Source organism: Plantactinospora sp. CA-290183, from assembly GCF_050936375.1.
Classification (GTDB): Bacteria; Actinomycetota; Actinomycetes; order Mycobacteriales; family Micromonosporaceae; genus Plantactinospora.
This window is the reverse complement of sequence record NZ_JBNJMX010000001.1, coordinates 337,477-356,010: the sequence shown is the minus strand read 5'-3', so window position 1 is coordinate 356,010 and position 18,534 is coordinate 337,477. Positions and strand designations below refer to the sequence as shown.

14 protein-coding genes and 1 riboswitch are annotated in these 18,534 nt (G+C 73.7%); of the genes, 7 read left to right on the top strand and 7 right to left on the bottom strand.

The annotated features are described in order from the left end of the window. Positions 1–43 precede the first annotated feature (43 nt). The 4 genes from ACQEUR_RS01665 (at position 44) to ACQEUR_RS01650 (ending at position 4,262) form a co-directional block, all read left to right on the top strand. Complete coding sequence (locus tag ACQEUR_RS01665) at positions 44–646, top strand: LppU/SCO3897 family protein (RefSeq protein ID WP_433024288.1); 603 nt, start codon at positions 44–46, stop codon at positions 644–646. A 329-nt stretch (positions 647–975) separates the two neighbouring features. Continuing rightward, positions 976–2,832 (top strand): ferredoxin reductase family protein, encoded by a 1,857-nt coding sequence (locus tag ACQEUR_RS01660; RefSeq protein ID WP_433024286.1) that lies wholly within the window; start codon positions 976–978, stop codon positions 2,830–2,832. 67 nt (positions 2,833–2,899) lie between these two features. After that, complete coding sequence (locus ACQEUR_RS01655) at positions 2,900–3,406, top strand: FMN-binding protein (RefSeq protein WP_433024284.1); 507 nt, start codon at positions 2,900–2,902, stop codon at positions 3,404–3,406. 40 nt (positions 3,407–3,446) lie between these two features. Then, a complete protein-coding gene (locus ACQEUR_RS01650; RefSeq protein WP_433025870.1) occupies positions 3,447–4,262 on the top strand; it encodes an FAD:protein FMN transferase in 816 nt (271 codons plus the stop codon). Positions 4,263–4,371: 109 nt separating this feature from the next. On the opposite strand, the gene ACQEUR_RS01645 is transcribed toward ACQEUR_RS01650, so the two are convergent. After that, on the bottom strand, positions 4,372–5,055 hold the full coding sequence (locus tag ACQEUR_RS01645; protein WP_433024282.1) for a dienelactone hydrolase family protein: 684 nt from the start codon (positions 5,053–5,055) through the stop codon (positions 4,372–4,374). Between the two features lie 188 nt (positions 5,056–5,243). Between ACQEUR_RS01645 and ACQEUR_RS01640 the strand changes: the two genes are divergently transcribed. Next, positions 5,244–5,435 carry a hypothetical protein gene (locus ACQEUR_RS01640; protein ID WP_433024280.1) on the top strand — a complete coding sequence of 64 codons (192 nt, stop codon included), beginning with the start codon at positions 5,244–5,246 and terminating at the stop codon, positions 5,433–5,435. 110 nt (positions 5,436–5,545) lie between these two features. Further along, positions 5,546–5,676, top strand: a riboswitch (cyclic di-AMP (ydaO/yuaA leader). A gap of 3 nt (positions 5,677–5,679) precedes the next feature. Beyond that, positions 5,680–6,711, top strand: coding sequence for a coiled-coil domain-containing protein (locus tag ACQEUR_RS01635; protein ID WP_433024278.1), 1,032 nt, complete (start codon positions 5,680–5,682; stop codon positions 6,709–6,711). A gap of 11 nt (positions 6,712–6,722) precedes the next feature. On the opposite strand, the gene ACQEUR_RS01630 is transcribed toward ACQEUR_RS01635, so the two are convergent. The 5 genes from ACQEUR_RS01630 to ACQEUR_RS01610 form a co-directional block, all read right to left on the bottom strand. Next, positions 6,723–9,095 (bottom strand): glycoside hydrolase family 65 protein, encoded by a 2,373-nt coding sequence (locus ACQEUR_RS01630; RefSeq protein ID WP_433024276.1) that lies wholly within the window; start codon positions 9,093–9,095, stop codon positions 6,723–6,725. Continuing rightward, positions 9,092–9,889 carry an HAD family hydrolase gene (locus ACQEUR_RS01625; protein ID WP_433024273.1) on the bottom strand — a complete coding sequence of 266 codons (798 nt, stop codon included), beginning with the start codon at positions 9,887–9,889 and terminating at the stop codon, positions 9,092–9,094. The genes ACQEUR_RS01630 and ACQEUR_RS01625 overlap by 4 nt, the downstream gene beginning before the upstream one ends. A 92-nt stretch (positions 9,890–9,981) precedes the next feature. Further along, a complete protein-coding gene (locus ACQEUR_RS01620) occupies positions 9,982–11,493 on the bottom strand; it encodes a multicopper oxidase family protein (RefSeq protein ID WP_433024271.1) in 1,512 nt (503 codons plus the stop codon). A gap of 256 nt (positions 11,494–11,749) precedes the next feature. Then, positions 11,750–13,060 carry an ABC transporter ATP-binding protein gene (locus ACQEUR_RS01615; RefSeq protein ID WP_433025867.1) on the bottom strand — a complete coding sequence of 437 codons (1,311 nt, stop codon included), beginning with the start codon at positions 13,058–13,060 and terminating at the stop codon, positions 11,750–11,752. Between the two features lie 156 nt (positions 13,061–13,216). Beyond that, positions 13,217–15,154 carry a glycosyltransferase gene (locus ACQEUR_RS01610; RefSeq protein ID WP_433024269.1) on the bottom strand — a complete coding sequence of 646 codons (1,938 nt, stop codon included), beginning with the start codon at positions 15,152–15,154 and terminating at the stop codon, positions 13,217–13,219. Positions 15,155–15,352: 198 nt separating this feature from the next. Here ACQEUR_RS01610 and ACQEUR_RS01605 point away from each other — a divergent pair, with 198 nt between their 5' ends. Continuing rightward, a complete protein-coding gene (locus ACQEUR_RS01605; RefSeq protein ID WP_433024267.1) occupies positions 15,353–17,011 on the top strand; it encodes a glycosyltransferase in 1,659 nt (552 codons plus the stop codon). Between the two features lie 318 nt (positions 17,012–17,329). On the opposite strand, the gene ACQEUR_RS01600 is transcribed toward ACQEUR_RS01605, so the two are convergent. Further along, positions 17,330–18,448: an NAD(P)/FAD-dependent oxidoreductase gene (locus tag ACQEUR_RS01600; protein ID WP_433024265.1), complete on the bottom strand. Its 1,119-nt coding sequence runs from the start codon at positions 18,446–18,448 to the stop codon at positions 17,330–17,332. Between the last annotated feature and the right edge of the window lie 86 nt (positions 18,449–18,534).

Sequence of the window (18,534 nt, the reverse complement as noted above, 5' to 3'; positions counted from 1 at the left end):
ACTTCGGACGGTCGCCGGCCCTCTCGACCATTTCTGAAAGGTCATGATGTCCACATATCCTCCATCGGGATACGGCCCGCCCGCCGGCGAGCCGCCCCAGCAGCCGGGCCAGGGCTCCGGGCCGTATCCGGACCAGCCCGGGTACGGCCCGCCGGCACCGTCGACGCCGACCGGTCCCGGGCTGCCCGCCGAGCCGGCCGCCGCGCCGCCGAGGAAGAGCCGGGCGCCGCTGATCGTCGGCATCGTGCTCGGGCTCGTGCTGCTCTGTTGCGGCGGCGGGATCGGGGCGTTCCTGCTCACCGGTGACGACGAGCCGTCGGGTGCCGCCCCGGAGGCGGCCGCCTCCCAGGCGAGCCCGAAGGCCGACGGCAACCCGAAGGCCAGCGGCAGCCCGAATCCCAGCGAGGAGACCGTGGAGGGCGACCTCGACCGCTACCAGAAGGGCGACTGCCTGACGGTGGACGAGGCGACCGACAAGGTCGAGCCGGCCAGGTGCGGCGTCAAGGGCGCGTACCAGGTGCTGCTGCGCAAGAACGGCACCACCGGCGAGAGCGCCTGCGAGTCCACCGAGTACACGATGTACCTCTACCAGGACAGCACGATCGGTACGGCGCGCGACTTCGTCCTCTGCGTCGGACCCGCCTGACGGCGGACCGGCGTACGCTCCGCCGCCGCGGCCCGGGAGGGGGCGGGACCGCCGGGGCGGACCGGCGAGGAGACCGCCGCGCCGGGGACGGGCGGGGGCACCGGAGGGCCGCCGGGGGGCGGCGCGACGGGGCCGGACAGGGCGGCCAACGGGGGGCGCGGTGGTGTCGGGCGCGAACGCGTCGGGCACCACCGCGCGGCCGTCGGGCGGCACGCTTCCCCGACCCTCGGTTGTGCCGTTCCTTATGCGTCACCCTGGCGAGGCTTAAGACTCGGCTAAGCCGGCCCCTCGGGCTGGTGTCGCCGGCACCGACCCGGTAGACCTTGTCCGTGACTCGCCGTCGGGACGTCGATACCGCGGAGCCGCTGACCGAGTGGCTGACCGCCCTGGTGCCGCAGGCCCCCGCCGCGGATCCGCTCAACCTGCCAACCCGCCCGGAACCCGGGCGCTACCCCGACTCCGAGCGGCATGGCTCGGAGCGGCATGGCTCGGAGCGGTGGGGATCCGAGCGCGGTGGCTCGGCGCGCCGTGGATCCGAGCGCGGTGGCTCCGAGGACTACCCGGACTCCGGCCGCTACCGGGAGCCGGAGGAGTACCGCGAGCCCGAGGCGTACCGCTCGGCCGAGCGCTACGCCGACTCCGAGCGCTATGTCGACGCCGAGCGGTACGTCGACGCCGAGCGGTACGTCGACGCCGAGCGGTATCCGGAGCCCCCTGCCGTCCGGCCCGCCGACCGGTGGTCCGCCGACGGGTGGTCGACCGCGTCGGCCCGCCAGCCGCGCTCGTACGCCGAGGACGCGCCGCCGTACCGCCCGGCACCGTACGCCGCGAACGACGCGCGTCACCGGGAGACCGCCGAGGTCGAGACGTACGACCGCAGCGGTCGGCTCTTCTTCCACATCGTCTTCTGGTCGGCCCTGGCCACCACCCTCGAACTCTGGTGGCTGAACACCCCGACCGGTTCCATCGCCACCACCGCGGACATCCTCATCGCCGCCGGTCGGCTCACCGGCCTGGTCGGCGGCTTCCTGCTGCTGGCCCAGGTGCTGCTGATGAGCCGGGTCCGCTGGCTGGAACGGTGGATCGGGGCGCACTCGCTGCTGATCTGGCACCGGGAGCTGGGCGCGTTCCTGCTGCTCGCCATCCTGGCGCACGTCGCGTTCATCGCGGTCGGCTACAGCAAGCTCACCAACGAGCCGGTGGTGGACGGCACCTGGCGGCTGCTGAGCACGTACGAGGACATGATCAGCGCCGCGGTGGCCACCGGCATCATGGTCGGCATCGCGCTGCTCGCGATCCGGGCCGTACGCCGGATGATGAACTACGAGCTCTGGTACTACCTGCACCTGAGCACCTACCTGGTGCTGCTGTTCAGCTACGGGCACCAGTTCGCCACCGGGCAGGAGTTCGTCCGGTCGGGCTTCGGCCGGTACTTCTGGGCCGGCCTCTACGTCTTCGTGATCTGCTCCGTCCTCTGGGGACGGATCATCTCGCCGATCAGGTTCAACCTGCGGCACCGGCTCCGGGTCGAGGACGTGGTCCCGGAGGGTTCGGACATGGTCTCCATCTACATCTCGGGGCACCGGCTGGACGAGCTCGACGCGCGGGCGGGCCAGTACTTCCGGTGGCGGTTCCTGACCAAGGGCTGCTGGTGGCAGGCGCACCCGTTCTCGCTCTCCGCCGCCCCGAACGAGCAGTGGCTGCGGCTGACCGTCAAGATTGTCGGGGACCACACCGAGTCTCTCCAGTACCTGGAGCCGGGTACCCGGATCTTCGCCGAGGGTCCCTCCGGGGTCTTCACCGCCAACCGGGCGATCCGGCCGCGCGCCCTGCTCATCGCCGGTGGCAGCGGCATCGCCCCGATCCGCGCCCTGCTGGAGGACCTGCCCGAGCACACGGTGGTCATCTACCGCTCCCGTACCGAGGAGGAGCTGCTCTTCCGCGACGAGCTGGACTGGCTGGCCCGGGCCCGCGAGGCGCAGGTCTGGTACGTCATCGGCTCCCGCGAGGACGTGGCGCCCCGCCACCTCTTCACCGCCAAGGGCATGCGCGAGCTGGTGCCGGACGTGCGCCGCCGGGACATCTACCTCTGCGGGCCGCCCGGCCTGGTGGACGTCTCGCTGCGCACCATGCGCAAGCTCCGGGTGCCCCGCCGGCAGATCCACCTCGACCCGTTCGAGTTCTGAGCCCGTCCCGTCCTGCGCCCGTTCCCCACCTGAGCCCGTCCCGAAGAACCCCCCGGAGGTACCCCCCGTGCGTCGCGCCGCCTTCGCCGTGCTCGGCACCGCCATCGGCACCACCCTGCTCGTCGGGGCCAAGCTCGGCACCCCGGCACCGGGCTCCGAAACCCAGGTGGCGCTGGAGACCGGCGACGACGCGCCGGCGGCCGGCGGTGAGGCCAGCCCGAAGGCCCCGGCCGGCCGGAAGACCAGCGCGCCGCCGGCGAAGAAGGCCACCGCCAAGCCGCCCGCGTCGAGCGGCCTGCGCGACGGCACCTTCGCCGGCGCCGGCGCCACCTACGCGTACGGCAGCATCAAGGTCACCGTCACGGTCAGCGACGGCAAGGTCTCCGACGTCGACGCCAGCTACCCGGACGACGACCCGACCAGCGTCGGCATCAACACCGGCGCGATCCCGAGGCTGCGCCAGGCGACGCTCGCCGCGCAGAGCGCGGACATCTCCACCGTCTCCGGCGCGAGCCTGACCAGCGCGGCGTACCGGGCGTCGCTCCAGTCGGCGCTGGACAAGGCGAAGGCCTGATCCGATGGCCACCGCCGGACTCCGCCGGGTCGAACAGATCATGGGTACGCCGATCAGCCTGCACCTCGCCACCCCGCTGCCGGCGGCCCGGCTGGCCGAGCTGGCCGAGGAGGTCTTCGACTGGTTCCGCGAGGTGGACCTGCGGTTCAGCACGTACAAGGAGCAGAGCGAGGTCAACCGGTTCGACCGGGGTGAGCTCTCCATCGAGGACTCGTCGGCCGACTTCCGCCTGGTCGTGGACGCCTGCGCCGACCTGTGGCGGGACACCGACGGCTACTTCGACGCGTACGCGACCGGGCGCTTCGACCCGTCCGGCTTCGTCAAGGGCTGGTCGGTGCAGGTGGCCTCGGACCGGTTGCTGGCCGCCGGCTGCGACGCGCACTGGATCAACGCCGGCGGCGACATCCGGGCCCGGGGCGGGCCCCGACCCGGTGAACCGTGGCGGATCGGCATCCGGCATCCGTGGCAGCCGGACAGGGTCTGCTGGGTGCTGGGCGGCACCGACTTCGCCATCGCCACCTCCGGCACGTACGAGCGCGGCTTCCACGTCGTCGACCCGTACCGGGGGGTGCCGGCGACCGGCCTGACCTCGGTGACCGTGGTCGGCGCCGACCTCGGCCGCGCCGACGCGTACGCGACCGCCGGGGTGGCGATGGGCGTCTCCGGGCTGCGCTGGCTGGCCGCCCTGCCCGGTCACGAGGTGGGCATCGTCACCGCCGACGAACTCTGCTACCGCTCGGACGGCTTCCCGGTGCTCCCCACCGAGCCGGACGGCCGGCCGTCCCGACCGGTCGCCGGGAGCACCGGTCCGGGCGTCGCGGCATACCGCACCGCGACCGGGGCACCGCCGAGCTGACCCGCCCGGCTCCCCACGCGGTGCCCCCGCCGGCCGAGACGCCGGTACCGACGTGCGGTGGGCTGTCCCTGAAGAACCTGGACCACCTGCCGCCGCTGCGCGGCTGCGGCTATCCCGCCCGGCCGGGCGGGTCCGCCGGGCCGGCGCCCAGGTGGGTGCCGAACCAGCCGGCGGCGTCCCGGGCCACCTGCTCCAGGGTTCCCGGCTCCTCGAACAGGTGCGTCGCGCCGGGGACGATCCGCAGCTGCGCCACCGGCCCCATCCGGGCCAGCGCCTGCTCGTTGAGCGGGATCACCTGCTCGTCCAGCCCGCCGACCAGCAACAGCGTGGCGGCCCGTACCCGGGACAGGTCCGGACCGGCCAGATCCGGGCGCCCGCCGCGCGACACCACCGCGCGCACCTCGGCCGGCCGGGCGGCCGCCGCGGACAGCGCGGCGGCGGCGCCGGTGCTGGCGCCGAAGAGACCGATCGGCAGCGCGGCGCCGGCGCCACCGCCGCGCAACCAGTCGACGATCCCCACCAGCCGCCCGGTGAGCAGCCCGATGTCGAAACGCAGCTCTCCGGTCCGGTCGTCGAGTTCCTCCTCGCCCCGGGTGAGCAGGTCGACCAGCAGGGTCGCCAACGCGTACCGGTTGAGCGTCCCGGCGACGGCGCGGTTGCGCGGACTGTGCCGCGAGCTGCCGCTGCCGTGCGCGAAGAGCACGATCCCGCTCGGGTCGGCGGGCACCACGAGGTCACCGGTCAGCTCGACGCCGCCGGTCGGGATCGTCGTCTCGGTCGTCCGGGTACCCATCCTGTCGCCTCCGCTCCGGTCGCCCCCGCTCCCCGGCCCACGCCCTCGGCCGGTCGTACCCGCTGGTCCGGTGGCCAACCGCCCCGCCCGGCCGGCCGTACGCCCCGGCGCCGGTCCGGGCGGCCGGCGTTTGCCGGCGGGCACGGCGGGAAGGCCGCTGGACGACCTTCGGCGAAGTGAGGGATGCCATGACCCGCCAGGAACCCGCTCGATCCGAGCCCACCACCGCCGCCCCCGAGGCGGAGGAGGAGCGCCAGGAGGAGCCCGGCGGCCGGGGCGACTGGGCGGACGAGGCGGCCAAGGCGCGCAGCCTCGACGACCCGCGCCGGCTACCGCCGCACGACTCGGCCGGGCTGCCCTCCAGCGGCCCCAACCGGTGACCATTCGATTCCGCTGCGGAGTTTTCCCTGCCTGATCGCCCCGATTTCGGCCCGGACCGGCACCGGAATCCGCTAAGCTGACCGCGGTCTGGCGCCGGTGACCCCCGCCGGCACGGCCGCCGCCGAATCGCCACATGGCGAGCCGGGGAACCAGGTAGGTGGGGTTAATCCGCGCCCGCGGTAGGGGTTGTTCCGTCCCGAGCCCGTCAGCTAACCCGGCAGGCGGCCGACGGGAGGAACGTGCATGACGGCATCGGGGCGTCGGCGGTGCACGCTGGCGTTGACGGTGGTGGTGGTCGTCGGTGCGCTGGCCGGAGCTGTGCTCCGCCCCGGCGCCGGCTCGGCGTCGCCGCCTCCGGGCGTACCGGGGGACGAGGGCGGCACACCACTGCTGCGGGACGTGCTGGAGGCCACCGGTCGCGGCTACGTCCAGGCCAGGACCGCGTTGGCCCGGTCCCAGGCGCGCCAGGCGCGACTCGCCACCGAACTGCGCGAGGTGCAGGACCGGATCGCGGAACTGGGGCCCGAGATCGACCTGCTGGCCCGCAACGCCTACCGCACCGGCCGGATCGGGCCGGTGCTGGCACTGCTCAACAGCTCGTCGACGGACGACTTCCTGGAACGCGCCCGGGGGCTGGAGACCATGGCGCTGTGGGACAACCACCGGCTGCACGAGCTCAACCAGGCCAGGGAGCGCGCCAGCCGGGCGAAGCTGGCACTCGACGCCGAGGTCACCGAGGCGCGCCGGCAGGTGGCCGTGATGCAGCGGCAGAAGCGGGAGGCGGAACGGGCCCTCGCCCTGGTCGGCGGCAGGTCCACCGGCGGCTTCGTCGCCGCCGACTCACCGGTCGCCCGGCCGGCCCCGCGCAACGGCGACGGGTCCTGGCCGAGGCAGTCGTGCGGCCGGGCCGACCCGACCACCTCCGGCTGCGTCACGCCGCGCACCCTGCACGCCTACACCGAGGCCCGGCGCGCCGGCTTCAAGCGGTACACCTCGTGCTACCGGCCCGGCGGCCCCTACGAGCACCCCAAGGGGCGGGCCTGCGACTTCTCTTCCGCGCCCGGGGGCTTCGGCGGCGACGCCCACGGCGCCGACAAGACGTACGGCAACAACCTGGCCGCGTTCTTCGTCCGCAACGCCGACCGGCTGGGGGTGCTCTACGTGATCTGGTACCGGCAGATCTGGTTCCCGGCCACCGGCTGGAAGTCCTACGGTGCCTCGCACGGCGACCCGTCCAGCGACCACACCAACCACGTACACCTGTCGCTGCTGTAGAACGGGCCGGCCTAGGGCTCGTGCTCGGCGGTGCGTCGCACCGGCGCCCGGCCGGCCGGCTGCTCCGGCCTGGGACCCGGCGGATGCGCCGGCGGCACCGGCAGGGTCAGCGGCTCGTCGCTGGTGACCCGGACCAGGTCGCCGTGGTGCCGCAGCTCCATCCCGGCCCCGGCCCCACCGTTGCGCAGCGAGTACGTCGTCTCGCGCTGGCGTACGTCGACCCGCAGGTGCAGCCCGCGCCACATCAGCGAGAACTCCAACCGCTCCAGCCGGCTCGGCAGCCGGGGCGCGAAGGCCAGCGTGCCGGTGTGGTCCCGCAGCCCGCCGAACCCGGCCACCAGGGCGATCCAGGCGCCGGCCAGCGAGGCCACGTGCACGCCGTCCCGGGTGTTCTGGTTGAGGTCGTGCAGGTCCATCAGGGCGGCCTCGCCCAGATAGTCGTGCGCCAGTTCGAGGTGCCCCACCTCGGCCGCCAGCACCGCCTGGGTGCACGCCGACAGTGACGAGTCGCGGACCGTACGGCGCTCGTAGTAGGCGAAGTTGGCCGCCTTCTCGGCGTCGGTGAAGGCGTCGCCGCGCCAGTGCATGGCGAGCACCAGGTCGGCCTGCTTGACCACCTGCTTGCGGTACAGGTCGAAGTAGGGGTAGTTGAGCAGCAGCGGGTACTGCTCCGGCGGGGTGTCGGCGAAGTCCCACTCCTGGAACCGGGTGAACCCCTCCACCTGCGGGTGCACCCCGAGCTCCTGGTCGTACGGGATGTGCATGTCGTTGGCCGCGTCCCGCCAGGCGGCGGTCTCCTCGTCGTCGACGCCCAGCCGCCAGGCCTCCTCGCCGTGCCGGGTCGCCGCCTCGGCGGCGGCGAGCAGGTTCCGCTGGGCCATCAGGTTGGTGTAGACGTTGTCGCTCTTCACCGACGTGTACTCGTCCGGGCCGGTCACCCCGTCGAGGTGGAACCGGCCGTGCCGGTCGTGGTGGCCGATCGAGCGCCACAGCCGGGCCGTCTCCACCAGCAGCTCCAGCCCCACCTCCCGCTCGAACTGCTCGTCGCCGGTGGCCTGGACGTAGCGTCGCACCGCGTCGGCGATGTCGGCCGCGATGTGGAACGCGGCCGTCCCGGCCGGCCAGTACGCCGAGGTCTCCTGGCCCCGGATGGTCCGCCAGGGGAACGCGGCCCCGCGCAGCCCGAGCGTCCTGGCCCGCTCCTGCGCCAGGTGCAGGGTGGAGTGCCGCCAGCGCAGCGCGGAGGCGACCGCGGACGGCAGCGTGTAGGTCAGCACCGGCAGCACGAACTGCTCGGTGTCCCAGAAGGCGTGCCCGTCGTAGCCGGGGCCGGTCAGCCCCTTGGCCGCGATCGGTCGCAGTTCGGCCCGGGCGCCGGCCTGGAGCACGTGGTAGAGGCCGAACCGGACCGCCTGCTGCACCTCCGGGTCGCCCTCGACCCGCACGTCCGAGGCGTCCCAGAACTCGTCGAGGTACGCGCGCTGCTCGGCGCACATCCCGTCCCAGCCGGAGAAACGGGCGCCGGCGATCGCCGCGGCGACCTGGTCCCGCAGCGCCGGCCGGGACCGGCGGCTCGACCAGCCGTACGCCACGTACTTGACGATCCGCAGCTTCTCCCCGGGGCGCAGTACGCAGGTCACGGTGGTCCGGGCCCAGTCCTCGTACGCCTCGGTGCCGACCAGCTTGCGTTCCGGCCCGTACACCTCGTGGCTCATCGAGGCGGCCACCCGCAGGCCGCTCGCCTTGGTCCGGTGGATCAACAGCCCGCCGTCGCTGTGCACGAGGCGCTCCTCGCCCTGCAACGGCGACTCCAGCACCGCCGCCACCCGGGGGTCCCGGCTCTGCGCGGGCAACTGCTCGTTGGCGACCAGCTCGGACTGCACGATCAGCCGCAGCGGGGTGTCGACCGGCTCCACCTCGTAGGAGATCGCCGCGACCGAGCGCTGGCTGAAGGAGACCAGCCGGGTGCTGCGGATCCGCACCGTGTCGCCGGCCGGCGAGCGCCACTCGACCGCCCGGTGCAGGGTGCCGGCCCGCAGGTCGAGCACCCGCTCGTGGTTGAGCAGGTCGCCGTACCGCACGTCGAAGGGTTCGTCGTCGACGAGGAGCCGGATCGGCTTGCCGTTGGTGACGTTGACGATCGTCTGGCCGGATTCGGGGAAGCCGTAGCCGGCCTCGGCGTACGGCAGCGGGCGCAGCTCGTAGAAGGAGTTGAGGTACGTGCCGGGCAGCCCGTGCGGCTCCCCCTCGTCCAGGTTGCCGCGCAGCCCGATGTGCCCGTTGGAGAGCGCGAAGACCGACTCCGCCTGGGCCAGCACGTCCAGGTCGAGCCGGGTCTCCCGGACGTGCCACGGCTCGACCGGATAGGCCCGTTCCCGGATCACGTGGCGGCGCCTTCGGTCGATCCCGCGCCGCCCGCCCGGGGTCGCGGGGGGTCGGCGGCGGTCAGCAGCTCGGCGAGGTCCCGGACCACCACGTCGGCGCCGTGCGCGCGCAGGTCGTCGGCCTGGCCGACCCGGTCGACCCCGATCACGTACCCGAAGCCGCCGGCCCGGCCGGCGGCGACGCCGGCGAGGGCGTCCTCGAAGACGGCGGCCTGTTCGGGCCGGACGCCGAACGCCTCCGCCGCGGCCAGGAAGGTGTCCGGGAAGGGTTTGCCGCGCAGGCCCCGCTGCCGGGCCACGACGCCGTCCACGCGTACCTCCAGCAGGGGGGACAGGCCGGCGGCCATCACCACGTCCGCGCAGTTGGCGCTGGCCGAGACGACCGCCCGGCGCAGCCCGGCCCGCTGGGCGGCGTGCAGGTAGTCCACCGAGCCCGCGTACGGCTGCACGCCGTCGGTGCGGATCCGCTGGAGCAGTACGACGTTCTTCCGGTTGCCGACCCCGTTGACGGTGTCGGCCCCGGGCGGGTCGTCGGGGTGCCCCTCCGGCAGGGTGATCCCGCGCGAGGCGAGGAAGGTGCGTACCCCGTCGGCGCGCTGCCGGCCGTCCACGTACCGGTTGTAGTCGGCGGCCGGGTCGTACGGCCGGAACGGCTCGCCGGTCAGGGCCGCGTGCCGCTGGAGGAAGTCGTCGAACGTCCGCGCCCAGGCGGCGTTGTGCACCCGGGCGGTCTGGGTCAACACCCCGTCCAGGTCGAAGAGGCATGCCGTCACGTGATCGGGTAGGCCCAGCACGCTCTACAACTTAACCGGGGTGTCCCCGCCCGGCGTGCTTTACCGGTCTCCCACGCCGGGCGAACCCGCGCCTCGCGCCCTGGGGAGCCCGCTCAGCCGTGCCCGGCGTGCCCGGCGCCGGCCGCCGGGGGCCGGCCCGGCCGCTGGCCCGGCTCCACCACCACGAACTGCCCCATCATCCCCTGGTCCTCGTGGCGGAGCAGGTGACAGTGGAACATGTACGGCATGTCCGGGTCGGCGTAGTCGGCGAACCGGGCGATGATCCGGACCGGCCGCCGCGCCTCCAGCAGGATGGTGTCCTTCCAGCCGCGCAGCTCCGGCGGCGGTTCCCGGCCGGCGACCGAGAGCACCTGGAACTGCACGTCGTGCACGTGGAAGCTGTGCGGGGTGCCGTCCACCTTGTTGATCTCCCAGATCTCGGTGCTGTCCCGGGTGACCACCGCGTCGATCCGGCCCAGGTCCATCCGCCTGCCGTTGATGTCGCGGCCGGCGAGGTCGAACCGGCGGGTGGTGGTCGCCGAGGCCGGGTCGAGCCGCTCGATCGGGGCGAGCCTGGTCGGCACCTCGGGCGAGGGTTGGAGCGTGCCGGCGGCCCGCAGTTGGAGCACGTCGAAGGTGTCCGACCCGCCGGTGAACCGGCGGTTGAAGAAGTCGAGTCCGGATTCCGGCGGATAGCTGCGCAGCGTCACCCGCTCGGCGGGGCGCATCGACACCACGATCTCGGCCCGCTCCCCGGGGGAGAGCCGGATCCGGCGGGTCTGGTGCGGGGCGGTCAGCAGCCCGCCGTCGGTGCCGACCAGGGCGAAGCTCCGGTTGTCGGCGAGCCCGAAGTCGTAGGTCCGGGCATTCGAGCCGTTGAGCAGGCGCAGCCGGACCCGCTCGCCCGGCACGTCGAGGTACGGCGCCACGGTGCCGTTGACCAGCAGCGTGTCGCCGAGGATGCCGATCCCGCCGAGTTCGCCGGTCCCGTCGTCGAACCGGCCGTCGGATTCGAAGGCACGGTCCTGGACGATCAGCGGGATGTCGTCGACGCCGTAGCGCCGGGGCAGGTCGAGCCGGGCCGACTCGTCGTCGTCCAGGATGAACATTCCGGCCAGTCCCCGGTAGACGTGCTGCTCGGTCTCGCCGTGCGGGTGCGGGTGGTACCAGAGGGTGGCCGCCGGCTGGTCGACCCGCCAGTGCGGCGACCAGGTCGCGCCCGGGGCGACCATCTGGTGCGGGCCGCCGTCCATCGCCGCCGGCAGGTGCATGCCGTGCCAGTGCACGCTGGTCGGCTCGCCGATCCCGTTGGCGACGTTGACCAGCACCTCCTCGCCGCGCTTCGCCCGCAGCGTCGGGCCGAGGTAGTCGCCGTTGTAACCCCAGGTCGGGGTGGGCCCGCCCCGACCGAAGTCGCGCCGGCCGGGCTGGGCCCGCAGGTCGAAGACCCGGCGGCCCCGCTCGTCGATCCGGGACTGCGCCAGCGGCGGCACGGCGAGCCGGTTGACGAAGTCGACCTTCCCGCGGGTGTCGACGACGGCACTGGTCCAGACCCGGACGCCGACCGCCGAGCCGGCCCCGCAGAGCAGCAGCACCCCGGCGAGCATGCCGACCAGCGCCTTCATCAATCGCCGCGATCCTCCGCCGGCCATCGTCCGCCCCCCACCGTTCCGCACCACTCCGATATCTCGGACACCTACATGTAGCGTGTCTTCCTATCAGAGCCGCAGTCCAGGGCGGACGCCGGAACTCAGGGCCAAAATCAGGGCTTGCCGGTAAGGAAGGGCCCCCTGTTATCGCTTTCGGTAGAGGAAGGGCCCCCGCTTAACACCGGCAGCGGGCGCGCGCGCCGTCAGCGCCGGCGGCCGGGCGCGAGCAGCGTCAGCGCCATCCCACGTCGATGCGGTCGCCGCGCTCGTCGAAGAAGTGCAGCGCGTCCATCCGTACCGAGATGGCCATCGGGTGGCCCGCCGAGACGGCCGGGTACGGCGCGAGCCGTACCGCGAGTTCGGCCGGCCGCCGGTGGTGGCGGCCCGGGTCGTTCAGCACGCTGTCCCGGGTCGAGCCGGGCGGGTTCTCCGGGGTGGCCCGCGGCGCGGGGCGACCCGCCAGCCGCTGCATCACCTGGCCGAGCCGGCGGATCCGCTGACCGGTGCCGGCGGTCCGCGCCTCGGTCACCGGGCCCCCGAGGTCGTCCACCACGATCGCGGTGGCGCCGATGTCGAGGAAGGCCAGCGACTCGTGCCCGTGGTGTTCGAGATATCTGATCCGGCCCTGGAGCACGTCGCCGGGGGCGTCCGGCGCGACCGGGGTCAGCGCCTCCGCCCGCATCCCCACCACGATCCGCTCACCGTGGTAGTGCGCCACCGCGCGGGCCCGGATGTCGTCCCACGGCAGGTAGAGCGACTGTTCGCCGAGGTTGAGCGTGACGTACCGGTCGAGGTGGACGTAGACCGTCGCCTCCAGCAGGTTCATCCGGGGGCTGCCGAGGAACGCGGCGACGTAGAGGGTCGCCGGCCGGCCGTACACCTGGGTCGGGGTGCCGACGTCCTGCAGCACGCCCTTGCGCATGATCGCCACCCGGTCCGCCATGGTCAGCGCCTCGGCCTGGTCATGGGTGACGTAGATGGTGCTGACCCCGAGTTCGCGGACCAGCCCGGAGATCTCCGCGCGCAGCTCGGCCCGGAGCCCGCTGTCGAGGTTGGAGAGCGGCTCGTCCATCAGGAACAGTCCGGGCCGGCGGACGATCGCCCGGCCCATCGCGACCCGCTGGCGCTGCCCGCCGGAGAGCTGTCCGGGCTTGCGCGCCAGCACGTCGCCGATGCCCAGCGCGGCGGCCACGTCGGCCACCCGCTCACTCCTCGGCCCCTGCTCCACCCCGGCGAGCCGCAGCGGGAAGGCGATGTTGTCCCCCACCGTCATGTGCGGGTAGAGCGCGAAGTCCTGGAAGACCATCGCGATCCGGCGCTCCCGGGGCGGCAGCTCGTTGGCGAGTTCGCCGTCGAGCAGGATGGCGCCACTGCTCGGATCCTCCAACCCGGCGACCATCCGGAGGACCGTGGACTTGCCACAGCCGGAGGGGCCGAGCAACACCATGAACTCTCCGTCATTGACGTCGAGATTGACGTTGTCGACCGCCACCGTTCCGTCCGGGAACACCTTCGTGACGTCCTTGAGCGCGACGGCTGTCACCGTCACCTCCCCGCAGCGTTATGGCCAGCCCGGAATGACTGTGACGAGGATCATCGCTTACGCCCATCGGGTAAACGTGCCATGTTCATGTTGTGACATGACGGTTACCGAGCCCATTGGAACCAATTGGAACGTGTCAATCGCCCCAAGCCGGGCTTACCGGGCGGGGGCGCCGCGCGGACCGAGCGTGCCGAACTCGCCGTGCCGGGGCAACCCCGACCACTGCGTGCCACCGCCCCGCAGGAAGTACTCCAGCCCCGGGTCCCAGGTGTGCCCGGCGGTGCGCCGCTGATAGACGTAGCCCAGCGGGTGGGTCCGGTAGACCAGCCCGCCGGCCCGGCGGACCCGGTCGAGAAGCCCCCGGTCGACGGACCGGGGCACCGGGCGCCAACCGCCGACCTCCTCCAGGTCGCCCCGGCTGATCAGCATGGTGCCCCCGGCGATCAGCCTGGTGAACGTCTCCGGCTCCCCGGCGTCCCGGCGCACCGTGGTGTCCAGAGTCTCCAGGTACACGAACTCGGCCGCCTTGCCGACCACCGTGGCGCCGGAGTGGTGCCGGGCCAGCACCAGGTCCCAGACGTGCTCCGGCCCGTACGTGTCGTCGTCGTCGAACTTGGTCACCAGGCTGCCCCGGGCCCGGGCCGTCGCCCGCCCCATCGCCGCCCCGAAGCTCTGCCCGGCCGGCACCGTGAGGATCTCCAGTGGACGGCCGCACCGGGCCAGCCGGGACCGCAGCCCGGCCGACAGCTCGACGCCGTGCAGGCAGAGCACGATCTCCAGCTCCGGATAGGTCTGCGCCTCGATCGCGGCGACGGCGTCCAGCACGTACCCCAACCGGCGGGTGACCAGCAGCGCGGTCACCGAGGGCAGCTCGGCGACGCCCGGAAAGGCGGGCGCCGCCATCGCGGGCAGCGCCGTCGCCCGGCCGTGACAGCGCATCGCGGTCCGCCGCTGGCGTACCGCCCGCACCTCCCAGTCCAGGTCGGAGGCGTACCGGTCGGGCAGCGGGTCGCCGACCGGGCCGGCGAACTCCTCGGCCAGGTGCGCCCGGCAGGCCGGCGGCAGGTCGGGTGCGTGCACCGGGACTCCGGCCAGCGCCAGGTGCACCAGCAGAGCCGCCTCGCCGGCCGGATGCCGACCGGGCAGCCGGCATTCCACGAGACCGATCCCGGCCAGCGCCGCCCGTACCTCCTCGGGCAGCCAGGGCCGGTCGAGCCGCCCCCGGGCCAGGCCGCCCGGGCCGCCGTCCGGGGTGGACCCGCCCGGTCCGGTGATCCGCCAGCTCCGGTCCTCCGGGTCGACGGTCAGCTCGGCCCGGGGTGCGTCCGGCCCGAACGGGCCGTACCGGCCGGTGGCCACGGCGTGTTCGAGGTCGACCAGCACCAGCCCGGGGCCGGCGTTGAGCCCGGCGACGAGCGGGTCGACGGCCAGCCGTGCCCGGTACGCGGGCGCGACGGCACCGGCGCCGTCGGTGACGCTGTCGGCCGGCTCCAGCACCAGGTCGTGCGCCCGGATGTCGTCGCTGCCCGGCAGCTCGCCGGCCACCACGGCGACGGTCGGGCCCGCTCCGAGCCAGCCGGGCAGTACGTCCCGGGCGGTCAGGTCGGGGCTGGCCGGCACCGGCATCGAACGGCCCGGGGCGAGCAGCGGCAGCACGGCGGCGACCACCGCACGCAGCGGGACGGACCACCGCAGTTCGATCTCGACCACCGCCCGCCCCCGGTCGTGCCGGGGCATCCGGATCCGCTGATTGAGCAGGTGCGGCAGCGGCCCGAGCCGGCCGGACCAGCCGCGCTGCGGGATGTGCCAGTCGTCGACCACGAGGGTGACCCGGCGGACCTTGGCCAGCGAGACCGGATGGTCGAGCAGGTGCCGCAGCCATCGCACCGACTGGGCGGCGACGACCATCCGGGACGCGAACAGCCGCTCCCAGGGCCCCACCGGGCGGCCGGTACGCCGGCCGGCCGGCTCCGGCACCTCGGTCTGCCGGGCGCCGAGCATGGCGAGCGGCCACCGCTGGCGCCGCCACCCGGCCGGGTCGCCGACGGTCACCCGCCAGCGGAGGTACTTCTCCGGGTTGTCCCTGCTCGGCAAGCCGATCCCCTCGTCGACCGGTGACGGACGGAGCCCTTCCCGTCCATCGTGGGCGCACGCCCCGCCATCGCCAAGACACTCACGGTAGCGGAGGGTTCGGAAGATCCCGAGCCGACCCGGCGGAGAATTTCCACAAACCCGGCCGCGTCTACCTCGGATCCATCAGCCCTGCGCGATCACGTCGTTACACTGTGGCGCGTGTCCAGCGGTAGTCGCGCGGCCGTCCCGGCCGGCGCCCCCATCCGGTTGTTCCGCAACGACTGGAGCCCACTGCGCCCGCCCGAGCTGGGCGACTGGCGGCCGACCCGGTCCGTCTCGATGGTCATCCCGGCGCACAACTGCCAGCCGTCGCTGGACCTCACGCTGGCCGCGCTGCGCCACCAGACCTATCCGGCCGCCCTGTTCGAGGTGGTGGTCGTCGACGACGGCAGCGGCCCGCCGGTCGCGCTGCCGCCGATCCGCCCGGAGCACTGCCGGATCGTCCGGGTCTGCGACACGTCCACCGGCTGGGGCCGCTCGAACGCCCTGCACGTCGGGGCCCGCCGCAGCGAGGGCGAGATCCTGCACTGGCTCGACGCGGACATGATCGTTTTTCCGGAGCACGTCGCGGCGCAGGTGCGCTGGCAGCACGTCAGCGACGAGGTGGTGACGCTCGGCTACAAGCGTTTCGTGGCCGACGCCTGGCCCACCGCCGAGCAGGTCGCGCAACGCTGTGCCGCCGGCACCGTCGACGAACTCTTCCCGCTCGCCGAGACCGAGCCACACGACTACGTGGAGCGCCTGATCGAGGAGACCGACCAGCTCCGGGCGGGCGACCACCTCAACTTCCGGGCGCACGTCGGTGCCACCGCCGCCCTCACCCGCGACCTGTACGAGGAGACCGGCGGGATCAACACCGAGCTGCGGCTCGGCGAGGACACCGAGTTCGGCTACCGGCTCGCCCAGGCGGGGGCCGTCTTCGTGCCGGAGCCCGGAGCCCGTAGCTGGCACCTCGGCCCGTCGCACATGATGACCCGGGGCGAGGCGCTGCGCCGCTACAACCGCCCGTTCCTGGCCGACCTGATGCCCCAACCCCGCTACCTGCGACCGTCGGCGCACCGCGGCTGGGCCGTCCCGCTGGTCACCGCGGTGGTGCCGGCGCACGGCCGGTACGAGCTGGTCCGCACCTGTGTCGACCGGCTGCTCGCCAGCGACGAGCACGACCTGCGCGTGGTGCTGGTGGCGGACTGGGCGGAGGTCACCGACGAGCGGCGCTCGGTGCTCGCCGACCCGCTGCTGGACCGCCGGCTGCTCGCCGCGACGTACCGCTCGGAACCCCGGGTGGTGCTGGCCGGGTCGGCGCCGGCCACCGCCTTCCCGGGGCCGTACCTGCTGGAGGTCCCCCCGCACCTCGGGGTGGACGCGGACACCGTACGGCGGCTGGTGGCGGTCGCGGACCGGTGGCAGGTCGGCCTGGTCCGGCTGCTGCCGACCGGCGCCAGCTCGGCGGAGGACGGTGTCTCGCTGTGGCGCACCTCGGCGCTGAGCCGCGCGGCCCGGGTACGGCGCCCGGACGAGCCGCTCGACCAGGTGGTCGCCGAGGTGGCCGGCCGGCGCTGGGTCAGCGGCGACGACCTCGGGGTGGTGGACCTGCGGCCGCTGCCGGAGACCCACTGGGTGCCGCCCCGGCCCCGGCTCGTGGTCCGGCCGGACAAGCGGTCCCGCCGGGCGGCGCTGGCCGGGGTGGACACGATCGCGGTCGGCGGGATCAGGTCACTGGCCCACGCCACCCGGTTCGTCGCCGGCCGCTACGCCGAGCTGGCCGGGGAGCGGATCCGGCAGCGCGTACGCCGGGCCGAGCCGCCACCCCCGGACTGACGCCGGTCAGGGCGTGAGCAGGAGCAGGTCGACGGCGGTCACCTCGGCGGCGCCCCGGGCATGTCCGGCGGTGAGCAGCGCCCCGGGCCTTGGCCCGGTAGGAGTCGGCCTCGGCCGGCGAGACGTCGGGCCGCTCCAGCCACTTCCACTGGGCCAGCCGGACGAGTTCCGGGTTGCCGGCGAGGTGGTGGTCGAAGAGGGGTTCCGGCGTATCCGGGCAGACCGTGCTCGACGCGATGCGGCGGATCAGCGGGGAGCTCAACCGTCGTACACACGTTCTATCCACAGGCTGTGGATAGAACGTGTGTACGACCGGCGTCAGCGACGCTCGGCCGGGTCCGCGTCGAAGAGGACCTCGTACTTGTCGACAAGCATGTTCCGGCCCTTGATCTCGGCGGTGGCCTCCGGTCCGGCGATCCCCTCCACCATCCCGGGGAGCTGCCCGGCGCCACCCTCCGGGCCGAGCGGCACCAGGATGGCCGCCGGTCCCGGCTGGTAGCTGGCGAGTTCGGCCCCGCCGGTGATCAGGGCGCGGATGTTGCCGGCGACCAGCGCGGCCTGGCCCATGGCGGCACCGGCGGTGTCGCGGTCCGCGTCGGTCATGTCGCCGATCGCGAAGACCCGGTCCTGGCCACCGGCCCGAAGCCGCTCGTCGACGCGCAGGTAGCCCCGCTCGTTCCGCGCGCCGTCGAGCGCGCCGCGCAGGTAGTCGGTGGCCGGGGTCACCCCGAAGCAGCGGTACCAGACGTCGGCGGTCAGCTCGTCGCCCGCCTCGGTGCCGATCGAGATCCGCGCCCGGGTGGCGGGCGGGGCGTCCGGCAGCGCCCGCAGCGGGCTGCCGAGCCGCAGCTCCACGCCGAGCTTGTCCAGCTGGCGGCGCAGCTCGTCCCGGAGTTCCTGGTCGAACGGGCCGGTCAGGATGTCCGGCGCCACGTCGGCGACGGTCACGTGCTTCTCCGGGAAGAAGGCCTTGATCTCGCCGGCCAGCTCCAGGCCGGACGGGCCGGCACCGATCAGCAGCACCCGCTCGGCGTCGAGCAGGGCCGAGTGCGCCTGCCGCAACCGGGCCCGTGCCGTCGCCACGTCGGGCTCGTCCACCTTCGCCGGGAACGGGTACGACGAGCCGGTCGCCAGCACCAGGTAGTCGGGGCTCAGCCGTTCCCCGGAGGCCAGGGTGACCTCCCGGCCGTCCACCGCCACGGCCCGGTCCCGGACGAAGCGGCCCCGCTTCAGCAGCCGGTCGTACGGCAGGAAGATCCGGTCCAGCCACTCGGGCTCGACCAGCGCCCGCCAGGCCGCCACGTTGTGCACGAACGCCTCGGTGGGGTCGACCAGGGTCACGTCGGCGACCTCGTCGAGGTTCTTGGCGGCGGTGATTCCGGCGTAGCCGCCGCCCACCACCACGACGGTGGGGCGGGGTTGGGTCTGCTCGGTCATCGGTCTCCTCAGGGGTGATCAAAGTTTGTTGGAATTCGAAGTGGCACTGCTGATGCTAGCAACTTCGAAATAACGAGCGCCATTCC

Coding starts and splice junctions, on each gene's coding strand:
- ACQEUR_RS01665 (WP_433024288.1), top strand. CDS start 44: ATGATGTCCACATATCCTCCATCGGGATACGGCCCGCCCGCCGGCGAG.
- ACQEUR_RS01650 (WP_433025870.1), top strand. CDS start 3,447: ATGGGTACGCCGATCAGCCTGCACCTCGCCACCCCGCTGCCGGCGGCC.
- ACQEUR_RS01645 (WP_433024282.1), bottom strand. CDS start 5,055: ATGGGTACCCGGACGACCGAGACGACGATCCCGACCGGCGGCGTCGAG.
- ACQEUR_RS01640 (WP_433024280.1), top strand. CDS start 5,244: ATGACCCGCCAGGAACCCGCTCGATCCGAGCCCACCACCGCCGCCCCC.
- ACQEUR_RS01635 (WP_433024278.1), top strand. CDS start 5,680: ATGACGGCATCGGGGCGTCGGCGGTGCACGCTGGCGTTGACGGTGGTG.
- ACQEUR_RS01620 (WP_433024271.1), bottom strand. CDS start 11,493: ATGAAGGCGCTGGTCGGCATGCTCGCCGGGGTGCTGCTGCTCTGCGGG.
- ACQEUR_RS01600 (WP_433024265.1), bottom strand. CDS start 18,448: ATGACCGAGCAGACCCAACCCCGCCCCACCGTCGTGGTGGTGGGCGGC.